Origin of the sequence: Phytopseudomonas straminea (assembly GCF_900112645.1) — a bacterium.
Classification (GTDB): Bacteria; Pseudomonadota; Gammaproteobacteria; order Pseudomonadales; family Pseudomonadaceae; genus Aquipseudomonas; species Aquipseudomonas straminea.
This window is the reverse complement of record NZ_FOMO01000002.1, coordinates 680,644-698,413: the sequence shown is the minus strand read 5'-3', so window position 1 is coordinate 698,413 and position 17,770 is coordinate 680,644. Positions and strand designations below refer to the sequence as shown.

Here is a 17,770-nt window from a genome sequence, read left to right as displayed (position 1 = left end):
ATCAAGAGCCCCAGCCGCTCAAGTGAAACGTGCGCGCCGGTGGTTGCCCACCTCGGCACTTGAGCACCCGTACCTGGGCGGGCTGCGCCTGGATGGTCAGGCGCAAGGCAGCCGGCGAAGGGTTGCGTGCCTCAAACAGCGGACGATAGGCGAAAGCCAGGGTCTGCCCGGTTTCAGCGGCAATCTGCAGGCGGCGCAGGGCACGGTCATCGGCCCGTTGCGGCCAGAGCACCACCGCCCCACAACTGCCCGAACGCAGGCATTGCTCGGCCGCCCACAAGGCATCCCGGGCGCTCGCCTGGATCAGCGTCAGCTGCTTCATCTCCACCCCAGCCGCCAGCCAGGCGCCGGGGTAGGGCAGGTAAGGCGGCGCGACCAACACCACCCGCTCTCCGGCAGCGCTCAAGCGCGCCAATGTCGGCAGCACCAGGCGCAGCTCACCGATACCCGGTGCCTCGACGAGCAACTCGCTCAAGGCCGCTTCCGGCCAGCCACCTCCTGGCAACGAGGCATCCAGCGCTGCGTTGCCAGTGGGCTGGTGGCCACTGGGCGCGACGATGCCCTGGCCACGCCAGATACGGCGCTCATTGAGCAGATGATCGATAGCGACGACGGAAGACATGGCAGGCAAATGGCAAGAAAACACTGTTTAAATGTACAGTATTTTGCTTTGCCAGCAAGGCTACATCCGCCGAGTGGATGACTCTGACAGCCGACAGTCTTGGTCCAGGCACAATGCTTCAGCGGTACAACCCGACTGTAACCAGCACTGACAGGCGCGCCAACCGGCCCGCCCCAGCGCCGCCGCCACCGAGCAAATGAGCCAAGCATTTGATAGCACGTGAAAAAAATTACGCGATGGGCTTCGCCAAACGGATTTCTGCTGGTATCATGCGCGCCGCCTGGGAAGATGCCGGAGTGGCCGAACGGGACGGATTCGAAATCCGTTGTATCAGCGATGGTACCTAGGGTTCAAATCCCTATCTTCCCGCCATATAGATCGTCTAAGCCCCTGAAATTCATAGAGTTTCGGGGGCTTTTTCGTTTCAGACTGGGCAACTGTCGAAGAAGTGTCGAAACACCCGTTGAAAGAAAGGCAAGCTTTGGGCTAACTGGCTCAGTTCGCGTTATGAGCGTTCATAAAGGATGGAGCCTTATGAAAGTCGGTCTTTTGATTGCGTTGGTCTTTTTAACGCTCGCAGTGGGTACTGGGGCTGTATTGCTTTGGTCTGGCTTTACATCGCTCAAGCGCGCCATGGATGCGGAGAACTGGCCGACTACCTTTGCTCAAGTTGAACGTGTGGAGTTGAAGGAGGAGACTGACTCTGAAAACTCACGAACGTATGCAGTTGAAGTCGAGTACACCTACCAAGTGGGTGGGCATACCTACAACGGCAACACGTTGAACGATGGTTACAGCGGCAGCAGTGGTTACGAGCAACATCGCAAACTCTTTGAAAAGATCCGGTCAGCCAAGACTTTGGAAGTCAGGTTCAATCCTGAAAAGCCACAAGAGTCCAGCATTGCCTACGGTTTGAGTCGTTCACACTACATCAGCCTTTCATTTTCTATTACGTGGTCGCTTGGCATCATCGGCTTCATCGCTATTTTCCTTGCGTTTCAGTCTAGTGATGATCGGTTGCTTTCAAGAATCAAAGTCATTGAGCAGGTCAGCACTTCCGGCACGCCTTAAGGATGATGGGACTTTGTACGGCTCTCCACGACTGAGGGCCTAGCGAGACAGCGTCTTGTAGATGATCTGGTGCAAGACGCGCATAGCGCATGGTCATAGCCAACGATTGGTAGTCCAGGATTTTCTGCAGGGTCAGGATATTTCCACCGTTCATGACGAAGCGACTGGCAAACGTGTGATGCCGGACGTGGATAACTGCCTGCAACCAGGCGCAGTTAAGTCAGGTCGTGAAGGTCTTTCGTAGTAGCGGGAGTGATTTCAAACTCCGAGAATCGGACAGCAAGCCCACTGCGCTCCGGCGTACAAGCTGTAGGGCCAACCTGGTAAGTGCTGGCGACTGGGAAAGGTGCCAGCCGCAGAAGTGGCCAGAAGCGCCCGTCGCGGGAGGCTTGAATACGCATCGCGCCATTGGAAAGAGTGACTTGTATGTAGAAGTCCTCCAACTCCTTGAAAGGTTGTGAGACCGACCAATCCGATTTCCCATCAGTAACGACAGTGCTCAGAAACGCTTCCCCATCAGTGAACTCGACGCCCGTCTTTACCCAACGGTTTTCGTCGATACGCACCATCAGGCCAGCCTGGTCGTACAGGGAGCGGAATTCGCCCTGGATGCGTAGGGTCGCCGTGAATCCGTCGGTGGTAGCAACGCCCAGGAAATGCCCTGTGTCACGGGTAAACCCGTAATGGGTCTCCCGCCAGAAGTCCGTGTTCGAATCCGTGGTTATCGTCAGGCTGTGCTTTGACACCTCTGAGGTGGCGGGCGCATTCAGCCATTGTCCACTTCTGAAATCGACATTCATTCGCAGGCCCCATGTTGAGATAGATGCCTTATTAAGGGCATCCGAGAGAATGATCAGCAAGGCAGCTCATAGTTGCTTTTGTGTTCGCTGGCAAAGCAATCGATAAGACTGAACGGCTCATGCTGGCGGCCCGGGCAATCGCATCACTCCGTTAGCAAGGCGTCGCGCTTGAGCATCTAGTCAAATCGACCGCCAGAATGGGCAAGATCACACCTATAGAGACGATCATCAAACAGCTGCCCGTTGATGATGCAGGCATCAGGTTTTCGCTGCTCAAACACGAATCTGCACTTTTCGAGCATGCGGCAAGATGCGCTATTTCCTTCTGTTACCACCCCTTTGAGGGTATGAAGTCCTAATACGTTTCGAGCGAAATTCATCACTGTTTGCAGTGATTCAGAGCCGTACCCGTTCCCCTGATACCGTTCCAGCAACATATATCCAACTTCCGCGGTAGAGCTATTCTCAGACTCAAGCTTCAGCCCCGTCACCCCGACAGGGTTGTTGGTATTAGATTCGAAGATGGCAAGACACAACCAGTGTTTAGAACCGGACGACCATTGCGGCAGTCGGGATTCAAATTTTTCACGGATTTGAGATTCGTTTGGAGTGGAACAGATGTACCGGATTACTTCGAGGTTAAGATGCAACTCAAGAAACAGCGGCCACTCACTTGGAGTTATCTGTCTCAGGTGTAGGCGTTTACTCGATAGCTCCACAGTTCTGCCTCTCAATTCGGAGCGATAGAAGGATTTTTACTCGCCAAGCGCTTGCGCTAGTAGGCGTCGGCAGAGTTTTTCATCGGGCCGCTTGGCATTGAACAAGGTTCGGAACACCAGCGGAGCGACCAGGCCATCCATGAGGGCGTCCAGGCTTGGCGCAGCTTCCCCACGCGAATGAGCCCGTTCGAGCAATAGTTCGAGGCGCTCGCGGGTTGGCTCGGTGCAGCGTACCGCGCAACCTGGATCGGTAGATGCAAGGGCGTCCCTGAGCATCGCCTGCCCGGGTGTCGAAGCAAGGTCATCTACGTAAGACTCCAGCCAGCATTCGAGGTCGCCACGCAGACTGCCGGTATCGGCCGGAGGCTGATCAGGCCGTAGCTGGCGCAGATCGACGTCGGCCAGCAGGGTCGGTAGGTTGCCCCAGCGTCGATAGAGGGTAGAGGGAGTTACGCCGGCACGCGCAGCAATCTGGGGAACGGTCAGGGATTCACGCGGTTGTTCGTCCAGAAGAGCCAGAACGGCGTCATGAACGGCTTGCTGGACGCGGGCGCTACGCCCTCCGGGGCGGGTTTGCTTGGTATTCATATCGACAGGATACCTCTCGCTTAACGCAAAAGCATTGCTTTAATAATCAAAAGGGCTCAGGCTTTAAAGCTAAATATTTGCTTTAGGGTTTGGCCATGCCGTTCTCGATTTTTTCTTCTAACGCGCGCCTCACCCTGCTCGGTACGCTGCTATTCACATTCCTGGCTGCGTCGGCCGCACCAACGCCGCTTTACGCTAGTTATCAGCAAGCCTGGGGATTTTCCACCTTCTGGCTGACCTGGGTGTTTGCGGTCTATGCCTTTGCCCTGCTCGGCGCGCTACTGGTGGGTGGGCGGCTTTCTGATCATCTGGGGCGACGGCCCGTCATCCTCGGCGCACTGGCGCTGGAGGCAGTCTCCATGCTGATGTTCCATCAGGCCCAAGGCCTGACGGACCTGGTGATCGCTCGCACCTTGCAGGGCTTCGCCACTGGCGTTGCTACCAGTGCGCTGGGGGCTGCATTGCTCGACGCGGATCGTGAACGCGGCCCTTGGCTGAACAGCCTGGCGCCACTGCTGGGCATGGCCGGGGGAGCGCTGGGTTGCGGCTTGCTGGTTGAGTTCGCGCCGGCACCGTTGCAGCTGGTCTACCGGCTTTTCCTTCTGTTCTTCGTGATGCAGGGCCTGCTGCTGTTGCGCCTGCCTGACCTACTGTCTCGTCGTCCGGGATTGCTGGCCGCGCTGCGTCCGCAGCTGGCGGTGCCTCCTCAGGCACGCGCCGTGCTCTGGAGAGTATTGCCGTTGGAGCTGGCGGTTTGGGCCGTGGGTGGGTTCTATCTCTCATTGATGCCGGGCCTGATCAAAGCGGCCACCGGAACAAGCTCGATTCTGATCGGAGGCGGGGTAGTGGCCGGCCTGACGCTGAGCGGCGCTGCGAGCCTGCACGGGCTTCGCCTCTGGCCTGCTGGCCGTCTGCTGCGCCTGGGAGCCGGCACCTTGGTGGCTGGACCGGTATTGCTCTGGCTGGCGGTCGTCAGCGGTGAGCTGGGGCTCTTTGCAGTGGGGACTATTGTCACTGGGGTCGGCTTCGGCAGTGGTTTTCTCGGCGCTACCCGCAGCGTGCTGCCGCTGGCCGAACCGGCACAGCGTGCCGGCTTGCTGGCCGCCTTCTATGTGCTCAGCTATCTCGCGTTCTGCCTGCCGGCCCTCGCAGTCAGCGGCCTAGTGCCACGGCTTGGGCTGGACGGTGCAGCGCAGCTCTATCTGGCTGGCGTGATTGCGTTGGCGCTATTCGGTATGCGCACCAGCGCCGCGCGTCCTTGCGTCCAGCCTAGCTGAAGCCATGGGTCTGCATTTCGCAAGCCTCGTTCTACCCGCCAGCATTCAAAAGCGGGGTTGGGCCCACAGAGCCCGGGCTCCCAGATTCACTTCCCAATAAGACCCAGGCGCCGTAAAATCGCGAGTTATTCCTATTCGCATTTCGGCTTGGGTAAAGGTCAATGTCCGGATCGGACACGGAAGTCGCTCACCATGATCATTTGCACGCCCTGTATCGTGACCACAGCAGTTGGCTACGTGGCTGGTTACGCAAGCGACCGAGCAATTCGGCGGACGCCGCCGACCTTGCCCAGGATACGTTTATCCGGGTTCTGGTTGCGCGTACTGCCAGCTCTCTGCAGCAACCACGGCACTACCTGACAACCATCGCTCGTGGTCTGGTCATAGACCTCTATCGTCGGCGCAGCGTGGAGCAAGCCTACCTCGATGTATTGATGTCCAGGCCAGAGGTGCAGGCGCCGTCTGCAGAAACCCGCGCAATGATTCTGGAAAGTCTTCTGGCCATCGATCGCATGCTCGATGGCCTAGGCCAGCGCACCCGGCAAATTTTCCTTGCTGTGCAGCTGGATGGGCTGACTTACGAAAAAGCTGCTGAGCGTTTTGACGTGTCGGTCACCACAGTGCGCAAGCACCTGGCGAAGGGTCTGATGCATTGCCTGCTGATGGATGAAGAATGAAACAGGCACTCGCCCAGGCAGTTGAATGGTATGTACGACTGCATGACAGCGAGGCCACGGAGGTCACTCATGCCGAGTGGCAGGTCTGGCTTCAGTCTGACCCAGTGCACGCCAAAGCCTGGGAGCGTGTCGAAATGCTGCGCCAGCGCTTGAGTTCGGCGCCAGAAGGCTATGCCGCTACCACCCTCGAAACGGCGCGGCAGCAAAGGCGTGCAGCGTTGAAAACGCTTGCCGTGCTACTTGGCGTCGGCGTTACAGGGTGCGGAAGCTACCGGGCTTCACCATTGAGCGCGGACTACAGCACGAGTGTCGGGCAGCGTAAGAGGGCAACGTTGCCCGACGGTAGCTTGTTGGTACTCGATACCGACACCCGGGTGGACGTGCAATTCGACTCGCACAAGCGACTGATCGTCCTTCGCCAAGGCGCCATCCTCATCGAGACCGCAAAGGATATTCGCAGATTGAGCGTGCAGACCGCCGAGGGCGAAATCGAGGCACTGGGCACCCGATTCACGGTGCGGCAGAACGACAGGCTTACCCAGGTATCCGTCGAAGCCCACGCAGTGGCTGTACGGCCACGATTGGCCTCTGGCCAGGCCATACGCACCGAGGCGGGGCAGGCGGTGAGCTTTACCGCCGCCAGCATCGGCCCATTGAGGCTGGCCAACGAGCAGGGCTCGGCGTGGACGCGCGGCATGCTGGTGGCCGTGGACTGGCGCCTGGACGATCTACTGGCCGAGCTATCCCGCTATCGCCATGGTTTTCTCGGCTGTTCACCGGATATTGCCGGGTTGCGGCTCTCGGGAACCTTCCTCCTTGATGACACCGAAGGTGTTCTAGCGAACCTGGAGGACTCGCTTCCCGTCCAGGTTCGCCGTCTCACTCGCTACTGGGTAAGGGTGGAAGCTCGGGCGGTGTAATCAGAGATTTTTTGCGCAGAGGGGTAACAGATTTTCATTCCTGTTTCGGCTCTACCTGCATGTGCGCATCAGACGCACACATTGCCAACGCTGACAGGAACATCTCCATGCAAGTACGCACCACCTTTTTCACCAGCAGTGCCCGGCCGACCTCTCTTGCACTGTGCCTGGCCGGCTCGATACTCGCAGCTGCGCCGGCGTGGGCAACACCTCTGAACTACGACATTCCTGCCGGCAGCCTGGCGGCAACGCTCAGCGAATTTGCCGCGGCGAGTGGGGTGATGATCACCTTCAGCTCGGAAGATACTGCTGGGTTGCGCTCGCCAGGACTGCAGGGCAGCTACGAGCTGGAGCAGGGCTTCGCACGGGTACTCCAGGGCAGCGGCTTGCGTGTGGTGCAAGCTGGCGAAAACAGGTTCGTGTTGGCCAGGGTGGAAAGTGGTGCAGCGACGGAGCTCGGCCCTATCAGCATCAATGCCACTGGCCTGGGCACCACGACAGAAGGCACCGGCTCGTACACCAAGGGATCCACCAACAGCGCGACCAAGCTGGCGCTATCGCTACGCGAGACGCCACAAACCGTCAGCGTGATGACTCGCCAGCGTATCGACGATCAGCAGCTCAATACCTTGAGCGACGTGCTCAAGCAGGCCCCAGGCCTTTCCGTGCAGAACATCGACAGTGAGCGGGTGAACATCTATTCGCGTGGTTACTCCATCGACAGTTACCAGCTCGATGGCATTCCGACCACCCTGGTCGTGCAGACCAGCGCGAGCCCGCAGAGCATGATCGACACCTCGATCTATGATCGGGTCGAGATCGTCAGGGGCGCCACAGGGCTCATGACCGGCGCGGGCGATCCCTCTGGCAGCGTCAACCTAATCCGCAAACGGCCCACCTCGGATTTCCAGGGCTCGGTCAGCGCCGGTGCTGGTTCGTGGGAGACATACCGCACCCAGCTGGATGTATCAGGCCCGCTGACCGACGATGCGCGCTTGCGCGGGCGCACGGTCGTGGCCTATCAGCAGGGCAACAGCTTCATCGATCACTATCAGCAGGAAAAACAGACCTACTACGGCATTCTCGAGGCCGACCTTACTGACAGCACGCTGCTCACCGTGGGTTTCGACTACCAGAAGAACGACCCGCGCGGCGTGTCATTTGCAAGCTTCCCGCTGTTCTACAGCGACGGTGGGCAAACCGACTTCTCTCGCTCTACCAACGCCGGCGCCCGCTGGAGCTACCGCCAGCAGAACACGCTCAATACCTTCGCGACGCTCGAGCAGGGCCTGGTCAACGACTGGTCACTGAAGGTGGCCGTCAACAACATGTACAGCACCCGGGAGTATTCCCTGGCATCGCTCAGCGGCGGCACGCCGGATCGCGAGACAGGAGAAGGCGCCTATCTGTATGGAGGCGACGGCTACGGCTCCCAGCGTCAGCTTGGTATCGATGCCATGGCTCAGGGGCCGTTCCAGCTTTTGGGGCGCGAACATGAGTTGGTAGTCGGCTTGAGCGGGTTCGCGACTACAGCGATCCGGACGATGATGATCTGGAAATGCGGCCGGCCAACATCCATGACTGGAACAACGACACCGACCGTCCCATCTCGGTAGGCAAGCTGATGAACGACGATACGACTATCCGTCAGCACGCAGCCTATCTGGTGGCGCGCTTCAAGCCCAAGGATGACCTGTCGCTGATTGCCGGTGCCCGTGTCGGCGACTACAGCTACAAGAAGAAGGCCATCTACAACCCACCGTACACACGCTCGTCCAACTCCGCCGAGACGCGTGAAAGTGGCTTCGTCACGCCTTATGCCGGGGTCGTCTATAACCTCAACGAGATTCACTCGGTCTACGCCAGCTATACCAAGATCTACAGACCACAGTCCATTCGGGACCAAGGCGGGAAAACCCTCGAGCCTCGCGAAGGTGACAACTACGAAATTGGCCTGAAAAGCGAGTTCATGGATGGCCGGGTCAATACCGCCGTAGCGCTTTACGAGATTCAGCAGGACAACCTCGGCGTAGCCACCGGCGAGACCGTCGTGGGCACGGTGCGTGAGTCGGCTTACCGCGCGGTAGCTGGCGCCAAGACCCGCGGTATCGACATGGAGATCCATGGCGAGGTACTGACCGACTGGAACGTCAGTGCGAGCTACAGCCACAGCGTCACCAAGGACGCCGAGCATGAGCGAATCAGAACCGAAGCGCCGGCCAATCTGGTCAAGCTCTGGACCACCTATCGGCTACCCGGTGAGCTACAGCAGTGGACCATCGGCGGAGGGATGAACTGGCAGAGCGGGGTGAGCCTGACCACCAGCGAGGGCAAGGCTATACAGGAGCAGTATGCGGTGTTCAATCTGATGGCGCGTTACGACATCACCAAGAACCTGAGCGCCTCTGCCAATCTGAACAACGTGTTCGACAAGCAGTACTTCAGCTCCCTGGCCCCGACCTTTTTTACCGGCTACTACGGTGAGCCTCGCAACGTGATGTTCACAACGAGATACGCTTTCTAGACGAGCTTCCATTGAAGGGCAGACCACCTACCCAGAATGCTCACTGCAAAACCGCCAGGCCAGAAAGGTATCGCAGGTCAGCGGCGGTAAGCCGTTTCGGCCCGCGAGTGTTTGGGGCATTACTGCTGGGCTCAGGCGGCCCCACTGATCCGGGAGTAGTTGGCTTTTCAGTACCGTAACTCCCGTTTCAGCCCAGACTGAGCAGCCTGATCTCGCGGATTTCGATCTGTTCCCAAACTCGCTCCAGCACGTACGGCTCATCTTCCAGCCATTGGTCAAAATCACTGCGTTGCTCGAAATCCAGGTGTACGTTGGAGCCAATCATCTTGCCTTCGTCGTTCAGCAGCACACCGCCACTCAGCACCTTGCCTTGCTCGGCCAGTGCTTTCAGGCGAGCAAGGTGGCGTTCACGGCATGCAAGCCTGCGCTCGAGCGCATCGGGGTAATCATGGGCGATCAATGCAAATGGCATGTCTGTTCCTTTCGGTGATGGGTAGCGCAGCGCCGCCCAAGGTGCAGCGCCACGAGTTGACTGTCAGCCGTGGGCGGCCAGAGGTTTGAGCGCCGGTTGTGGGGCGGCTTCTGCTGCGGGGCGTGACACCATCGCGGCAATGGCGGCGATCAGCGCCATGCCACCCATGAAGTAGCCCACCGGTAACCAGTCGGAACCACCGCCCAGCAGCGCATAGCACAGGCTCGGCGAGAACCCCGCGATGATGAAGCTGAGCTGGGTTGCGAGGCCCACGCCGGTATAGCGCACGCGAATGGTGAACATCTCGGCGTAGAACGATGGCCAGAGTGCGTTCGGTGCGCTGTAGATGATGCCCTTGAGCACTACGGTCGCAAAGATGATCAGGGCGATATTGCCGGTGGTGATCGACCACAGGAACAGGAACACCCCCGCACAGCAACCCAGGGAGCCGAGCACGAAGATGCGCTTCTTGCCAATGTGATCAGCCAGCATCCCGAACAGCGGCTGACAGATCAGCGCCGCTACCTGGCTGGCGGCAATCGCCGAGAGCATCGAGGCGCGGTCGACGTTCTGGTTGTTGGCTGCCCACGACAGCCCGAAGATCATCACCAGCGACGAAACCGAGCAGATCAGCGCACAGCAGAACACCACGATGAACGCGCGCCACTCCTTGCTGAACATTTCCACAACCGGCGCCTGGGCGACTTCGGCTTTCTTGGCCGCGAACTCCGGACTTTCATCCACACCGGCGCGGATGATCAGAGTCACGATCACCATCAGGGCGCTGAGCAGGAACGGAATACGCCAGCCCCAGGACAGCAGCTGCTCTTCGCTGAGCATCGACAGCGGAATGAACACCGAGGTCGCCAGAATAGAGCCCATCGACGCCCCATTGATCAGCCAGCTTGTGTAGAACGCCTTCTTCGTACCAGGCGCATGCTCCATGGTCAGCAGGCTGGCACCGACCTGTTCACCGCCAGCAGACAGGCCCTGCAGCAGCCGGCAGGCGACCAGCAAGCCCGGCGCCCAGGCACCGATGGTGGCGTAGGTCGGCAGCAGGCCGATGATGGTGGTGGCCAGGCCCATCATCAGCAGAGTCATCATCAACACCTTCTTGCGGCCGATGCGGTCGCCCAGGTGCCCGAACAGCAAGGCGCCGACAGGCCGGGCGATATAGCCGACCCCGAAGGTGGCCAGCGCCGCTAGCGTGCCCGCCATCGGGTCGGTGGACGGGAAGAACAGCGTGCTGAATACCAGCGCTGCTGCCGAGCCATAGATGAAGAAATCGTAGTACTCGACGACGCTGCCGAGGAAGCTGCCAAAGGCAGCCTTGCGCGCCATGCGCCGGTCTTTTGTAGCGGAGATAGTCATGGGGCAACCTTTATTGTCTTTGTGATGGTTGGGGAGCGGGTAGGGCGGTTAGCCACTGCCGAATGGCGCCAACTGGCTGCCACCGCACACGTGAATCACCTCGGCAGTGATGAATGCAGCGTCGCTGGAGGCCAGAAACGCCGTGGTGTTGGCGATGTCTTCCGGCGTCGTCAGGCGTTTGAGTGGGGTGCTGTTGATCGAGCCTGCGGCCATCCGCTCGAAGCTCTCGGCGTCACGGCCGTCCAGGGTGAACGCCGAAGGCAGCAACCCCGGCGCGATGGCATTGACGGTGACCTGGTAAGGCGCCAGTTCACGGGCCATGGAGCGGGTCAGGCCAACCAGCCCGGCCTTGCAGGCGACGTAGGCGGGCGGGCCACCTGCGACCCAGCAGCGCGACACCATGTTGATCACCCGGCCGCTGCCCTGGGCCTGCCAGTACGGGGCTACCTTCTGGCACAGTAAGGCCGGGCCACGCAGGTTCACGGTCATCATGTGATCCCACTTGGCCGGGTCAAAATCGAGGATCGAGCCGCGATGATTGACCGCCGCGTTGTTGACGACCACATCGATGCGCCCGAACTCGGCGCCAGCCTGCTCGACCATGGCGTCGATGGAGCCCTTGTCGCCCATGTCGGCATAGACGGCGATGATGCGTTGCTCGGGCTGGCACTCAAGTGAGTCGACCAGTTGCTGAGCTGCCTCGAGATTGATGTCGGCGGCAACGATATGCAAGCCGTCACGGCAGAGGCGCGCGCAAATCGCCCGGCCAAGCTCGCCAGCGGCGCCGGTGACCAGCGCGACCCGGCGGTTAGTTGGTGTGTTCATGGGCGGTATGTCTCGTGGCAGTGTGCGAATCGGGCTTGATGCCGAGCCCCAGGTAATGGCGAATCAGGTCGCGGTTGCGCGACAGCTTGTGCAGATCGCCGTATTTCGTGGAGAAGTCCTCGATCGATATCCAGTCGGCAAAACCGCTATCGGCGAGGGTTTTCAGCATCGACGCGAGCGGCAGCACGCCCTCGTCCGGCGGGCACCAATCCCATTGCCAGCCAAGGCCTGGGCCGATGGGGCTGTAGGACACGTTCTTGACCTGCGCGTGGGCGAGGTGTCGGCCCATCAGGTCGAGGGACAGCTGTACGTCTTCGCGCCCTTCGATGGCGAGGTTGCCGATGTCATAGATGATGCCCAGGCTGCTGGCCGGGTAGTGCTCGACCACGCGCATGGCCAGCGAAGGGCTCGAACAGATGGTGCGTTGATGCACTTCGAGCACCAGTTGCACGCCCAGCGCTTCGGCGCGCGGCAGGATCTGATCGAGAAACCGGCGCATCCGGCCGTAGGCCTCGGCGTAGCGCTCGCTCGCATAGTTGGGTGCCCAGAGGCGCAGGCGTGCCTGACCGGCAAGGGCTGCCAGGTCGATCAACCGCTCGGCGTGGTCGAGATCGCCAACGGCCAGGTAGGGGCTGAGCCCGAAGATCTGTAGGCTGAGGGATTGGCAATGCGCCTGAATGCGACTGATCGCCGATTCAGTCGGGGCGATGGTGCAACGGTTGTTCTGGCGGGCGTCCCAGGGGTGCGTTGGATCGAGGTGGCCGATATCGGCGACTCGCCATTCGACGCCCTGGTAACCAAGGCGGGCGAGTTCATCTACCAAGGCCTCGGGGCACAGGCTGGGTAGCGAAGCGCTGGAAGCCCCGAGTCGTGGAGTGGGCTGCTTCATTGGAATCCTGATTTGGTGTTATTGGATTTACCGGGGATGCTAAGTGAAACCTCAGGTTGATTAAATTGATAAAAAATCAGCCTGAAATTAACCTGTGGGTTGATTAAATTGGGCCGCCTCCATGAGCCAATCCACAATCAGCCTTCGTCACCTGCGGGTATTTCTCGCCGTAGTCAGCTCCGGCAGCCTCGCCACGGCGGCCAAGCTTCTGCACATCACCCTCTCTGCCGTCTCCAAGAGCCTCAAGGAGCTGGAACACGAGCTGGGCGTTCAATTGGTGATTCGTGGCCGCAAGGGCATGCAACTCACCCAGGCGGGAGAGACCTTCCACAAGCACGCTGCGCAGACCCTGGCCAGTTTCAACCAGGCCATGGATCAGGCGCAGGTTGCCGACCATGCGCCGGAGCTGTTGCGTATCGGCGCTTTGCCGACGGCCGCGGGATACATGCTGGCGCCAGTAATCGCTCAAATGCGTGAGCGTTATCCGCAGGTACGGGTACAGGTGCTATCCGGCGTGTACGAATATCTGGTGGGCAAGTTGCGTACCCGCGATATCGACCTTATCGTTGGCCGGCTGATTGGTCGTGACATGCTCGGCGTGATGTTCGAAGCGCTTTATGAAGAAGACCTGCTGATGGTGGTACGCCACGATCACCCGCTCGCGGGATTGGAGCGCCTGCATCTCGAAGACCTGCGCCCCTACGTGTTGATCGCCTCACCACAGGGCACACTGGTGCGCACCAGCGTTGACAACTTTCTGCTCTCGCAAAATGCCGGCGAAGGCTTGCAAATTTTCGAGTCGCTTAGCGAAACCTTTTCTCGCGTGTATGTGCAGGACCATAACGCCGTATGGTTCGTACAACGCGGCGTGGTCGACCTGGATCTGCGCTTGGGGATCGTCAGGGCGCTGCCGTTCTCCAGCCCGCTATTACGCGCTCCAGTCGGCCTGACGACCCCGACGGATCGCCCCGTTTCCAGAGCGGCGGAGCATTTCTGCCAACTTCTACGCAGCTGGGCTAGCGAGGCCAAGGCGTAGACCGCTTCAATTTTTCAGAAGCCTGTTTATGCACATATGGCGAATGATTCGGCTCTGGTTACTGTTGCTCGGACGGCAGTCCTACGGACTGTAGCTCTTGATCAAAGATTTAGGCATTTGAGGTAAGGAGCACTAATACGCGGGATCAGCGTTAGCTGCTTCTTTTAACTGCCCGCGTTGGCTTGTTTGGCGAGTGGTGATCTTCAAGTTCGTTGAATAGCCAGTCCTGGAAGCTGCGTATCTTTGGAAGCTCCGCGTATGACTTAAGGACATTAAAGGTATAACCCTGGACTCTGGGGCCTTCAAGCCCGAAGGGCGCTACCAGGCGCCCTGTCTCGAGTTCGCGTTGCACGAGCAGCAAGCTCTCCAGACATATACCCTGGCCATCCACTGCGGCGCTGATCGCCATGAATGAACGATCAAAGCGTGGCCCGCGGGATATGTCGAGGGTCACCTTGCGATGCTGGCGCATCCAATCGCGCCAGCTCACTAGGCAGACCTCGCTGTGTATCAGCATGTGATGGCGCAGATCTTCTGGTACACGAATCTGCTGTTCACCATTGGCCAGCGATGGTGCGCAAAGCGGCACGATGGTCTCGGTCGGAAAGGGCAGCACCATGGTGCCGGCTGGTTGCAGGCGTTTCATGCCATAGCGGATATCGATATCCACACCCTGAGTCAGGAGATCGGCAGGGGCTGGATACGAAGCATTCAGCCGCACGTCGATATCCGGTTCAAGGGCGCTGAACCGGGCCAGGCGCGGCATCAACCATTGAGTCGCGAAACTCGGTGTGGAGTGCACGGTGAGGATGTCGCTTTTGGCCGTGCGCCCTAGTTCGCGGGTGGCGATGTCGATCCTGGCAAAGGCCGCTGAAACCTCTTCCGCATACACACGGCCGGCATCGGTCAGCACCACTGCGCGGTGAACGCGGTGGAACAGGCGCACACCAAACTGCTCTTCCAAAAGTTTTATCTGATGGCTGATCGCCGAGGGTGTAACAAACAGTTCTTCTGCGGCGAGTGCGAAGGACGACAGCCTCGCTGCCGCTTCGAACGCCTGAATTGCCTTGAGAGAGGTTCGGCTTTGCATCGCGCTTTCACATGAGTTCAGTTCATCTATATGGCTTGATTATTCGTTTGAGCGCAAAAAATCAAGCGAATAGCCTTGATCTCACTGGTTGAGCGGCCTTCTAGGACGTTCGGCAGTTAAGGAGATTTGCTTCTCCGACCGAGACGATCAGGCACCGGTAGCTTCAAACGCCGGGCCGTATTAAGGAGAACCGCGTGCAGAACAATAATTCTTCCGTCCACGCCAAGGTTGCCGAGGGCGCCTATCGCATCCGCCGCTTCGCGCTGCAGATGGGTGAGGTCCAAGGCCAAGGTTACGTCGGTCAGGCGCTTGGTTACGCCGACGTGCTGGCGACCGCTTACTGCCATGCGCTGAACCTGCGCCCCGAAGACCCCACCTGGGAAGGTCGCGACCGCTTCCTATTGTCCCACGGCCATTACGCCATCGCCTTCTACGCGGCGTTGATCGAGGCGAAGGTCATCCCCGAAGAAGAACTGGAAACCTACGGCAGCGATGACAGCCGCCTGCCCATGTCGGGCATGGCGACCTACACGCCAGGCATGGAAATGTCGGGTGGCTCGCTCGGCCAGGGCCTGCCGATTGCCGTGGGCATGGCGCTCGGCCTGCGCCTGAAGGGCAACCCGGCGTTCGTCTACAACTCGATGTCCGATGGCGAACTGGACGAAGGTTCGACCTGGGAAGCCGCGATGAGCGCGGCTCACCATGGCCTGGGTAATCTGATCTGCCTGGTGGACATCAACAACCAGCAAGCGGATGGCCCTTCGACCAAGGTGCTGGGCTTCGAGCCGCTCGCTGACAAGTGGGCGGCGTTCGGCTGGCACGTACAGCGTGTCGACGGCAACGACCTCGCCGCGGTCATCGAGGCCTTCGACACCGCGCGCAACCTCACCGAAGCCAAGCCTCGCGTGATCCTCTGCGACACCCTGATGGGCAAGGGCGTGCCATTCCTCGAAACCCGCGAGAAGAACCACTTCATTCGTGTCGACCAGGCCGAGTGGCAGCAGGCCCTCGATATTCTCGACCAAGCCCAGGGAGTCGCCCGATGAGCACCACCGCCAAGAAACCCCGCCTGACCACCTCGGCGATGATTGCCTCGATTGCCTCCGAAGGGCAGCGCGTACAGTCGGCCCCGTTCGGCAAGGCCCTGGTCGAGTTGGCCGCCAACCGCCCGGAGATCGTTGGCCTGACTGCCGACCTGGCCAAGTACACCGACCTGCACCTGTTCGGTCAGGCTTACCCGGATCGCTTCTTCCAGATGGGCATGGCCGAGCAACTGCTGATGGCCGCCGCCGGCGGCATGGCCAAGGAAGGCTTCGTGCCGTTCGCCACCACCTACGCGGTGTTCGGCACCCGCCGCGCCTATGACTTCGTGCACCAGGTGATCGCCGAGGAAAACCTCAACGTCAAACTGTGCTGCGCGCTGCCCGGCCTCACCACCGGCTACGGCCCCAGCCACCAGGCCACCGAGGACATCGCGCTGATGCGTGGCATCCCCGGCATGACCATCGTCGACCCCTGCGATGCGCTCGACACCGAACAGGCCGTGGCGCAGATCGCCGATCACAATGGCCCGGTTTACATGCGTCTGCTGCGTGGCAACGTGCCGCTGGTGCTCGACGAATACGGCTACAGCTTCGAACTGGGCAAGGCCAAGATGCTGCGCGACGGCCGTGATGTGCTGGTGATCTCGTCCGGGATTCTGACCATGCGCGCACTGGAAGTGGCCAAGGCATTGGAGGCGGACAAGGTCGACGTCGGTGTGCTGCACGTGCCGACCATCAAGCCGTTGGATGTCACGACCATCCTGCTTGAAGCCGGCCGCGCCGGCCGTCTGGTGGTCGTGGCCGAGAACCACAGCTCGATTGGCGGCCTTGGTGAAGCCGTCGCGACCGCGCTGTTGACCGCTGGTGTGACCCCGCAATTTCGTCAGATCGCACTACCCGATGCCTTCCTCGACGCCGGCGCGCTGCCGACCCTGCACGACCGCTACGGGATTTCCACCGAGGCGATGTCGGCCACCATCAAGGGCTGGCTCGGCTGAACGCGGCGTCACGCTGACCCACATTTCCACGCGCCGCTTGCCGGCGCTACTGCAAGGATCTTTTGCATGAATAACGCTCTTCTTCTCGCTGGCAAGGTCGCCATGATCTCGGGCGCGGCCTCGGCGCGCGGTATCGGCCTGGCCACCGCTCGCCTGTTCGCCAGCCACGGCGCCAAGGTGGCGATTCTCGATCTGGATGAAGGGGCTGCCATCGAGGCCGCTGCCGCCATCGGCCCCGAGCACCGTGGCTACGCCTGCAACGTGGCGGACAAGGACGCCTGCCTCAAGGCCACCGAGCGCGCCATCGCCGACTTCGGCCAGATCGATGTGCTGATCAACAACGCCGGCATCACTCAGCCGGTGAAGACCCTGGAGATCGACCCGGTGAGCTGGGATCGCATCCTCGACGTCAACCTGCGCGGCGTGCTCTACCTGTCCCAGGCGGTCATCCCGCATATGCAGGCGCAGGGCGGTGGCGCGATTGCCTGTATGTCCTCGGTATCGGCCCAGCGTGGCGGCGGTATTCTCGGCGGCCCGCATTACTCGGCGGCCAAAGCCGGTGTGCTGGGCCTGGCCAAGGCCATGGCGCGCGAGTTCGGCCCGAGCAACATTCGCGTCAACTGCGTGACGCCCGGCCTGATCCAGACCGATATCAGCGCCGGCAAGCTCAGCGATCAGCAGAAGGCCGAGATCGCCGCCAGCATCCCGCTCAACCGCCTTGGCAACGCCGAGGAAGTGGCCGGTGCCTACCTGTTCCTCGCCTCGAACCTGTCGGCCTACATCACCGGTGCCGTGATCGACGTCAACGGAGGCATGCTCATCCACGGCTGAGGATTACGCCGGTTGTT

General features: G+C 60.3%; 19 protein-coding genes, 1 tRNA gene and 1 pseudogene. 11 read left to right on the top strand and 10 right to left on the bottom strand.

Features of this window, described 5'->3' with window-relative positions; genetic code table 11:
• Window position 1: 1 nt before the first annotated feature.
• Entirely contained in the window at window positions 2-622 is a 621-nt protein-coding gene (gene imuA, locus BM279_RS07385; protein ID WP_093502357.1) for a translesion DNA synthesis-associated protein ImuA, read from the bottom strand.
• A gap of 282 nt (window positions 623-904) precedes the next feature.
• On the opposite strand from imuA, the gene BM279_RS07380 reads away from it, so the two are divergent.
• Window positions 905-994 (top strand) — tRNA-Ser (locus tag BM279_RS07380).
• A 162-nt stretch (window positions 995-1,156) separates the two neighbouring features.
• Complete coding sequence (locus tag BM279_RS07375) at window positions 1,157-1,693, top strand: DUF3592 domain-containing protein (protein ID WP_167363108.1); 537 nt, start codon at window positions 1,157-1,159, stop codon at window positions 1,691-1,693.
• Here the strand turns inward: BM279_RS07375 and BM279_RS23555 are convergent.
• The 4 genes and pseudogenes from BM279_RS23555 to BM279_RS07355 form a co-directional block, all read right to left on the bottom strand.
• A pseudogene (locus tag BM279_RS23555) lies at window positions 1,671-1,883 on the bottom strand (hypothetical protein); the annotation flags it as partial. The gene BM279_RS07375 and the pseudogene BM279_RS23555 sit on opposite strands and share 23 nt — an antisense overlap.
• Window positions 1,884-1,908: 25 nt before the next feature.
• A complete protein-coding gene (locus BM279_RS07365) occupies window positions 1,909-2,493 on the bottom strand; it encodes a DUF1349 domain-containing protein (protein WP_093502353.1) in 585 nt (194 codons plus the stop codon).
• Between the two features lie 176 nt (window positions 2,494-2,669).
• Window positions 2,670-3,212 (bottom strand): GNAT family N-acetyltransferase, encoded by a 543-nt coding sequence (locus BM279_RS07360; protein ID WP_093502350.1) that lies wholly within the window; start codon window positions 3,210-3,212, stop codon window positions 2,670-2,672.
• Window positions 3,213-3,248: 36 nt separating this feature from the next.
• Window positions 3,249-3,800, bottom strand: coding sequence for a TetR/AcrR family transcriptional regulator (locus BM279_RS07355; protein ID WP_093502347.1), 552 nt, complete (start codon window positions 3,798-3,800; stop codon window positions 3,249-3,251).
• A gap of 95 nt (window positions 3,801-3,895) precedes the next feature.
• Between BM279_RS07355 and BM279_RS07350 the strand changes: the two genes are divergently transcribed.
• From BM279_RS07350 to BM279_RS23545, 5 genes are all read left to right on the top strand, one after another.
• Window positions 3,896-5,077, top strand: coding sequence for an MFS transporter (locus BM279_RS07350; RefSeq protein ID WP_093502344.1), 1,182 nt, complete (start codon window positions 3,896-3,898; stop codon window positions 5,075-5,077).
• A 161-nt stretch (window positions 5,078-5,238) separates the two neighbouring features.
• Complete coding sequence (locus BM279_RS07345) at window positions 5,239-5,754, top strand: sigma-70 family RNA polymerase sigma factor (protein ID WP_093502340.1); 516 nt, start codon at window positions 5,239-5,241, stop codon at window positions 5,752-5,754.
• Window positions 5,751-6,674 carry a FecR domain-containing protein gene (locus BM279_RS07340; protein WP_093502338.1) on the top strand — a complete coding sequence of 308 codons (924 nt, stop codon included), beginning with the start codon at window positions 5,751-5,753 and terminating at the stop codon, window positions 6,672-6,674. The genes BM279_RS07345 and BM279_RS07340 overlap by 4 nt, the downstream gene beginning before the upstream one ends.
• Before the next feature lie 59 nt (window positions 6,675-6,733).
• Window positions 6,734-8,290: a TonB-dependent siderophore receptor gene (locus BM279_RS23550; protein WP_244154133.1), complete on the top strand. Its 1,557-nt coding sequence runs from the start codon at window positions 6,734-6,736 to the stop codon at window positions 8,288-8,290.
• Window positions 8,233-9,198 carry a TonB-dependent siderophore receptor gene (locus tag BM279_RS23545; RefSeq protein WP_244154132.1) on the top strand — a complete coding sequence of 322 codons (966 nt, stop codon included), beginning with the start codon at window positions 8,233-8,235 and terminating at the stop codon, window positions 9,196-9,198. The genes BM279_RS23550 and BM279_RS23545 overlap by 58 nt, the downstream gene beginning before the upstream one ends.
• Before the next feature lie 187 nt (window positions 9,199-9,385).
• Here the strand turns inward: BM279_RS23545 and BM279_RS07330 are convergent, their stop codons facing one another.
• The 4 genes from BM279_RS07330 to BM279_RS07315 all read right to left on the bottom strand — a co-directional run bounded on the left by BM279_RS07330 (window position 9,386) and on the right by BM279_RS07315 (window position 12,755).
• Complete coding sequence (locus BM279_RS07330; RefSeq protein ID WP_093502336.1) at window positions 9,386-9,670, bottom strand: YciI family protein; 285 nt, start codon at window positions 9,668-9,670, stop codon at window positions 9,386-9,388.
• A gap of 63 nt (window positions 9,671-9,733) precedes the next feature.
• On the bottom strand, window positions 9,734-11,041 hold the full coding sequence (locus BM279_RS07325) for an MFS transporter (protein ID WP_027905268.1): 1,308 nt from the start codon (window positions 11,039-11,041) through the stop codon (window positions 9,734-9,736).
• 48 nt (window positions 11,042-11,089) lie between these two features.
• Window positions 11,090-11,866: an SDR family NAD(P)-dependent oxidoreductase gene (locus BM279_RS07320; protein WP_093502335.1), complete on the bottom strand. Its 777-nt coding sequence runs from the start codon at window positions 11,864-11,866 to the stop codon at window positions 11,090-11,092.
• Entirely contained in the window at window positions 11,850-12,755 is a 906-nt protein-coding gene (locus BM279_RS07315) for a sugar phosphate isomerase/epimerase family protein (RefSeq protein WP_093502333.1), read from the bottom strand. The genes BM279_RS07320 and BM279_RS07315 overlap by 17 nt, the downstream gene beginning before the upstream one ends.
• A 121-nt stretch (window positions 12,756-12,876) precedes the next feature.
• Between BM279_RS07315 and BM279_RS07310 the strand changes: the two genes are divergently transcribed.
• The gene (locus tag BM279_RS07310; protein ID WP_093502331.1) at window positions 12,877-13,791 is read left to right on the top strand and encodes a LysR substrate-binding domain-containing protein; all 915 of its coding nucleotides are present in this window, start codon (window positions 12,877-12,879) and stop codon (window positions 13,789-13,791) included.
• Between the two features lie 151 nt (window positions 13,792-13,942).
• Here BM279_RS07310 and gcvA read toward each other — a convergent pair whose 3' ends face one another.
• Window positions 13,943-14,881, bottom strand: a complete 939-nt coding sequence (gene gcvA, locus BM279_RS07305; RefSeq protein WP_093502329.1) for a transcriptional regulator GcvA — start codon at window positions 14,879-14,881, stop codon at window positions 13,943-13,945.
• Between the two features lie 194 nt (window positions 14,882-15,075).
• On the opposite strand from gcvA, the gene BM279_RS07300 reads away from it, so the two are divergent.
• The 3 genes from BM279_RS07300 (at window position 15,076) to BM279_RS07290 (ending at window position 17,753) form a co-directional block, all read left to right on the top strand.
• A complete protein-coding gene (locus tag BM279_RS07300; RefSeq protein ID WP_093502327.1) occupies window positions 15,076-15,927 on the top strand; it encodes a transketolase in 852 nt (283 codons plus the stop codon).
• Window positions 15,924-16,922, top strand: a complete 999-nt coding sequence (locus tag BM279_RS07295) for a transketolase family protein (protein WP_093502325.1) — start codon at window positions 15,924-15,926, stop codon at window positions 16,920-16,922. The genes BM279_RS07300 and BM279_RS07295 overlap by 4 nt, the downstream gene beginning before the upstream one ends.
• Before the next feature lie 66 nt (window positions 16,923-16,988).
• Window positions 16,989-17,753 (top strand): SDR family NAD(P)-dependent oxidoreductase, encoded by a 765-nt coding sequence (locus BM279_RS07290; RefSeq protein ID WP_093502323.1) that lies wholly within the window; start codon window positions 16,989-16,991, stop codon window positions 17,751-17,753.
• Window positions 17,754-17,770: the final 17 nt, after the last annotated feature.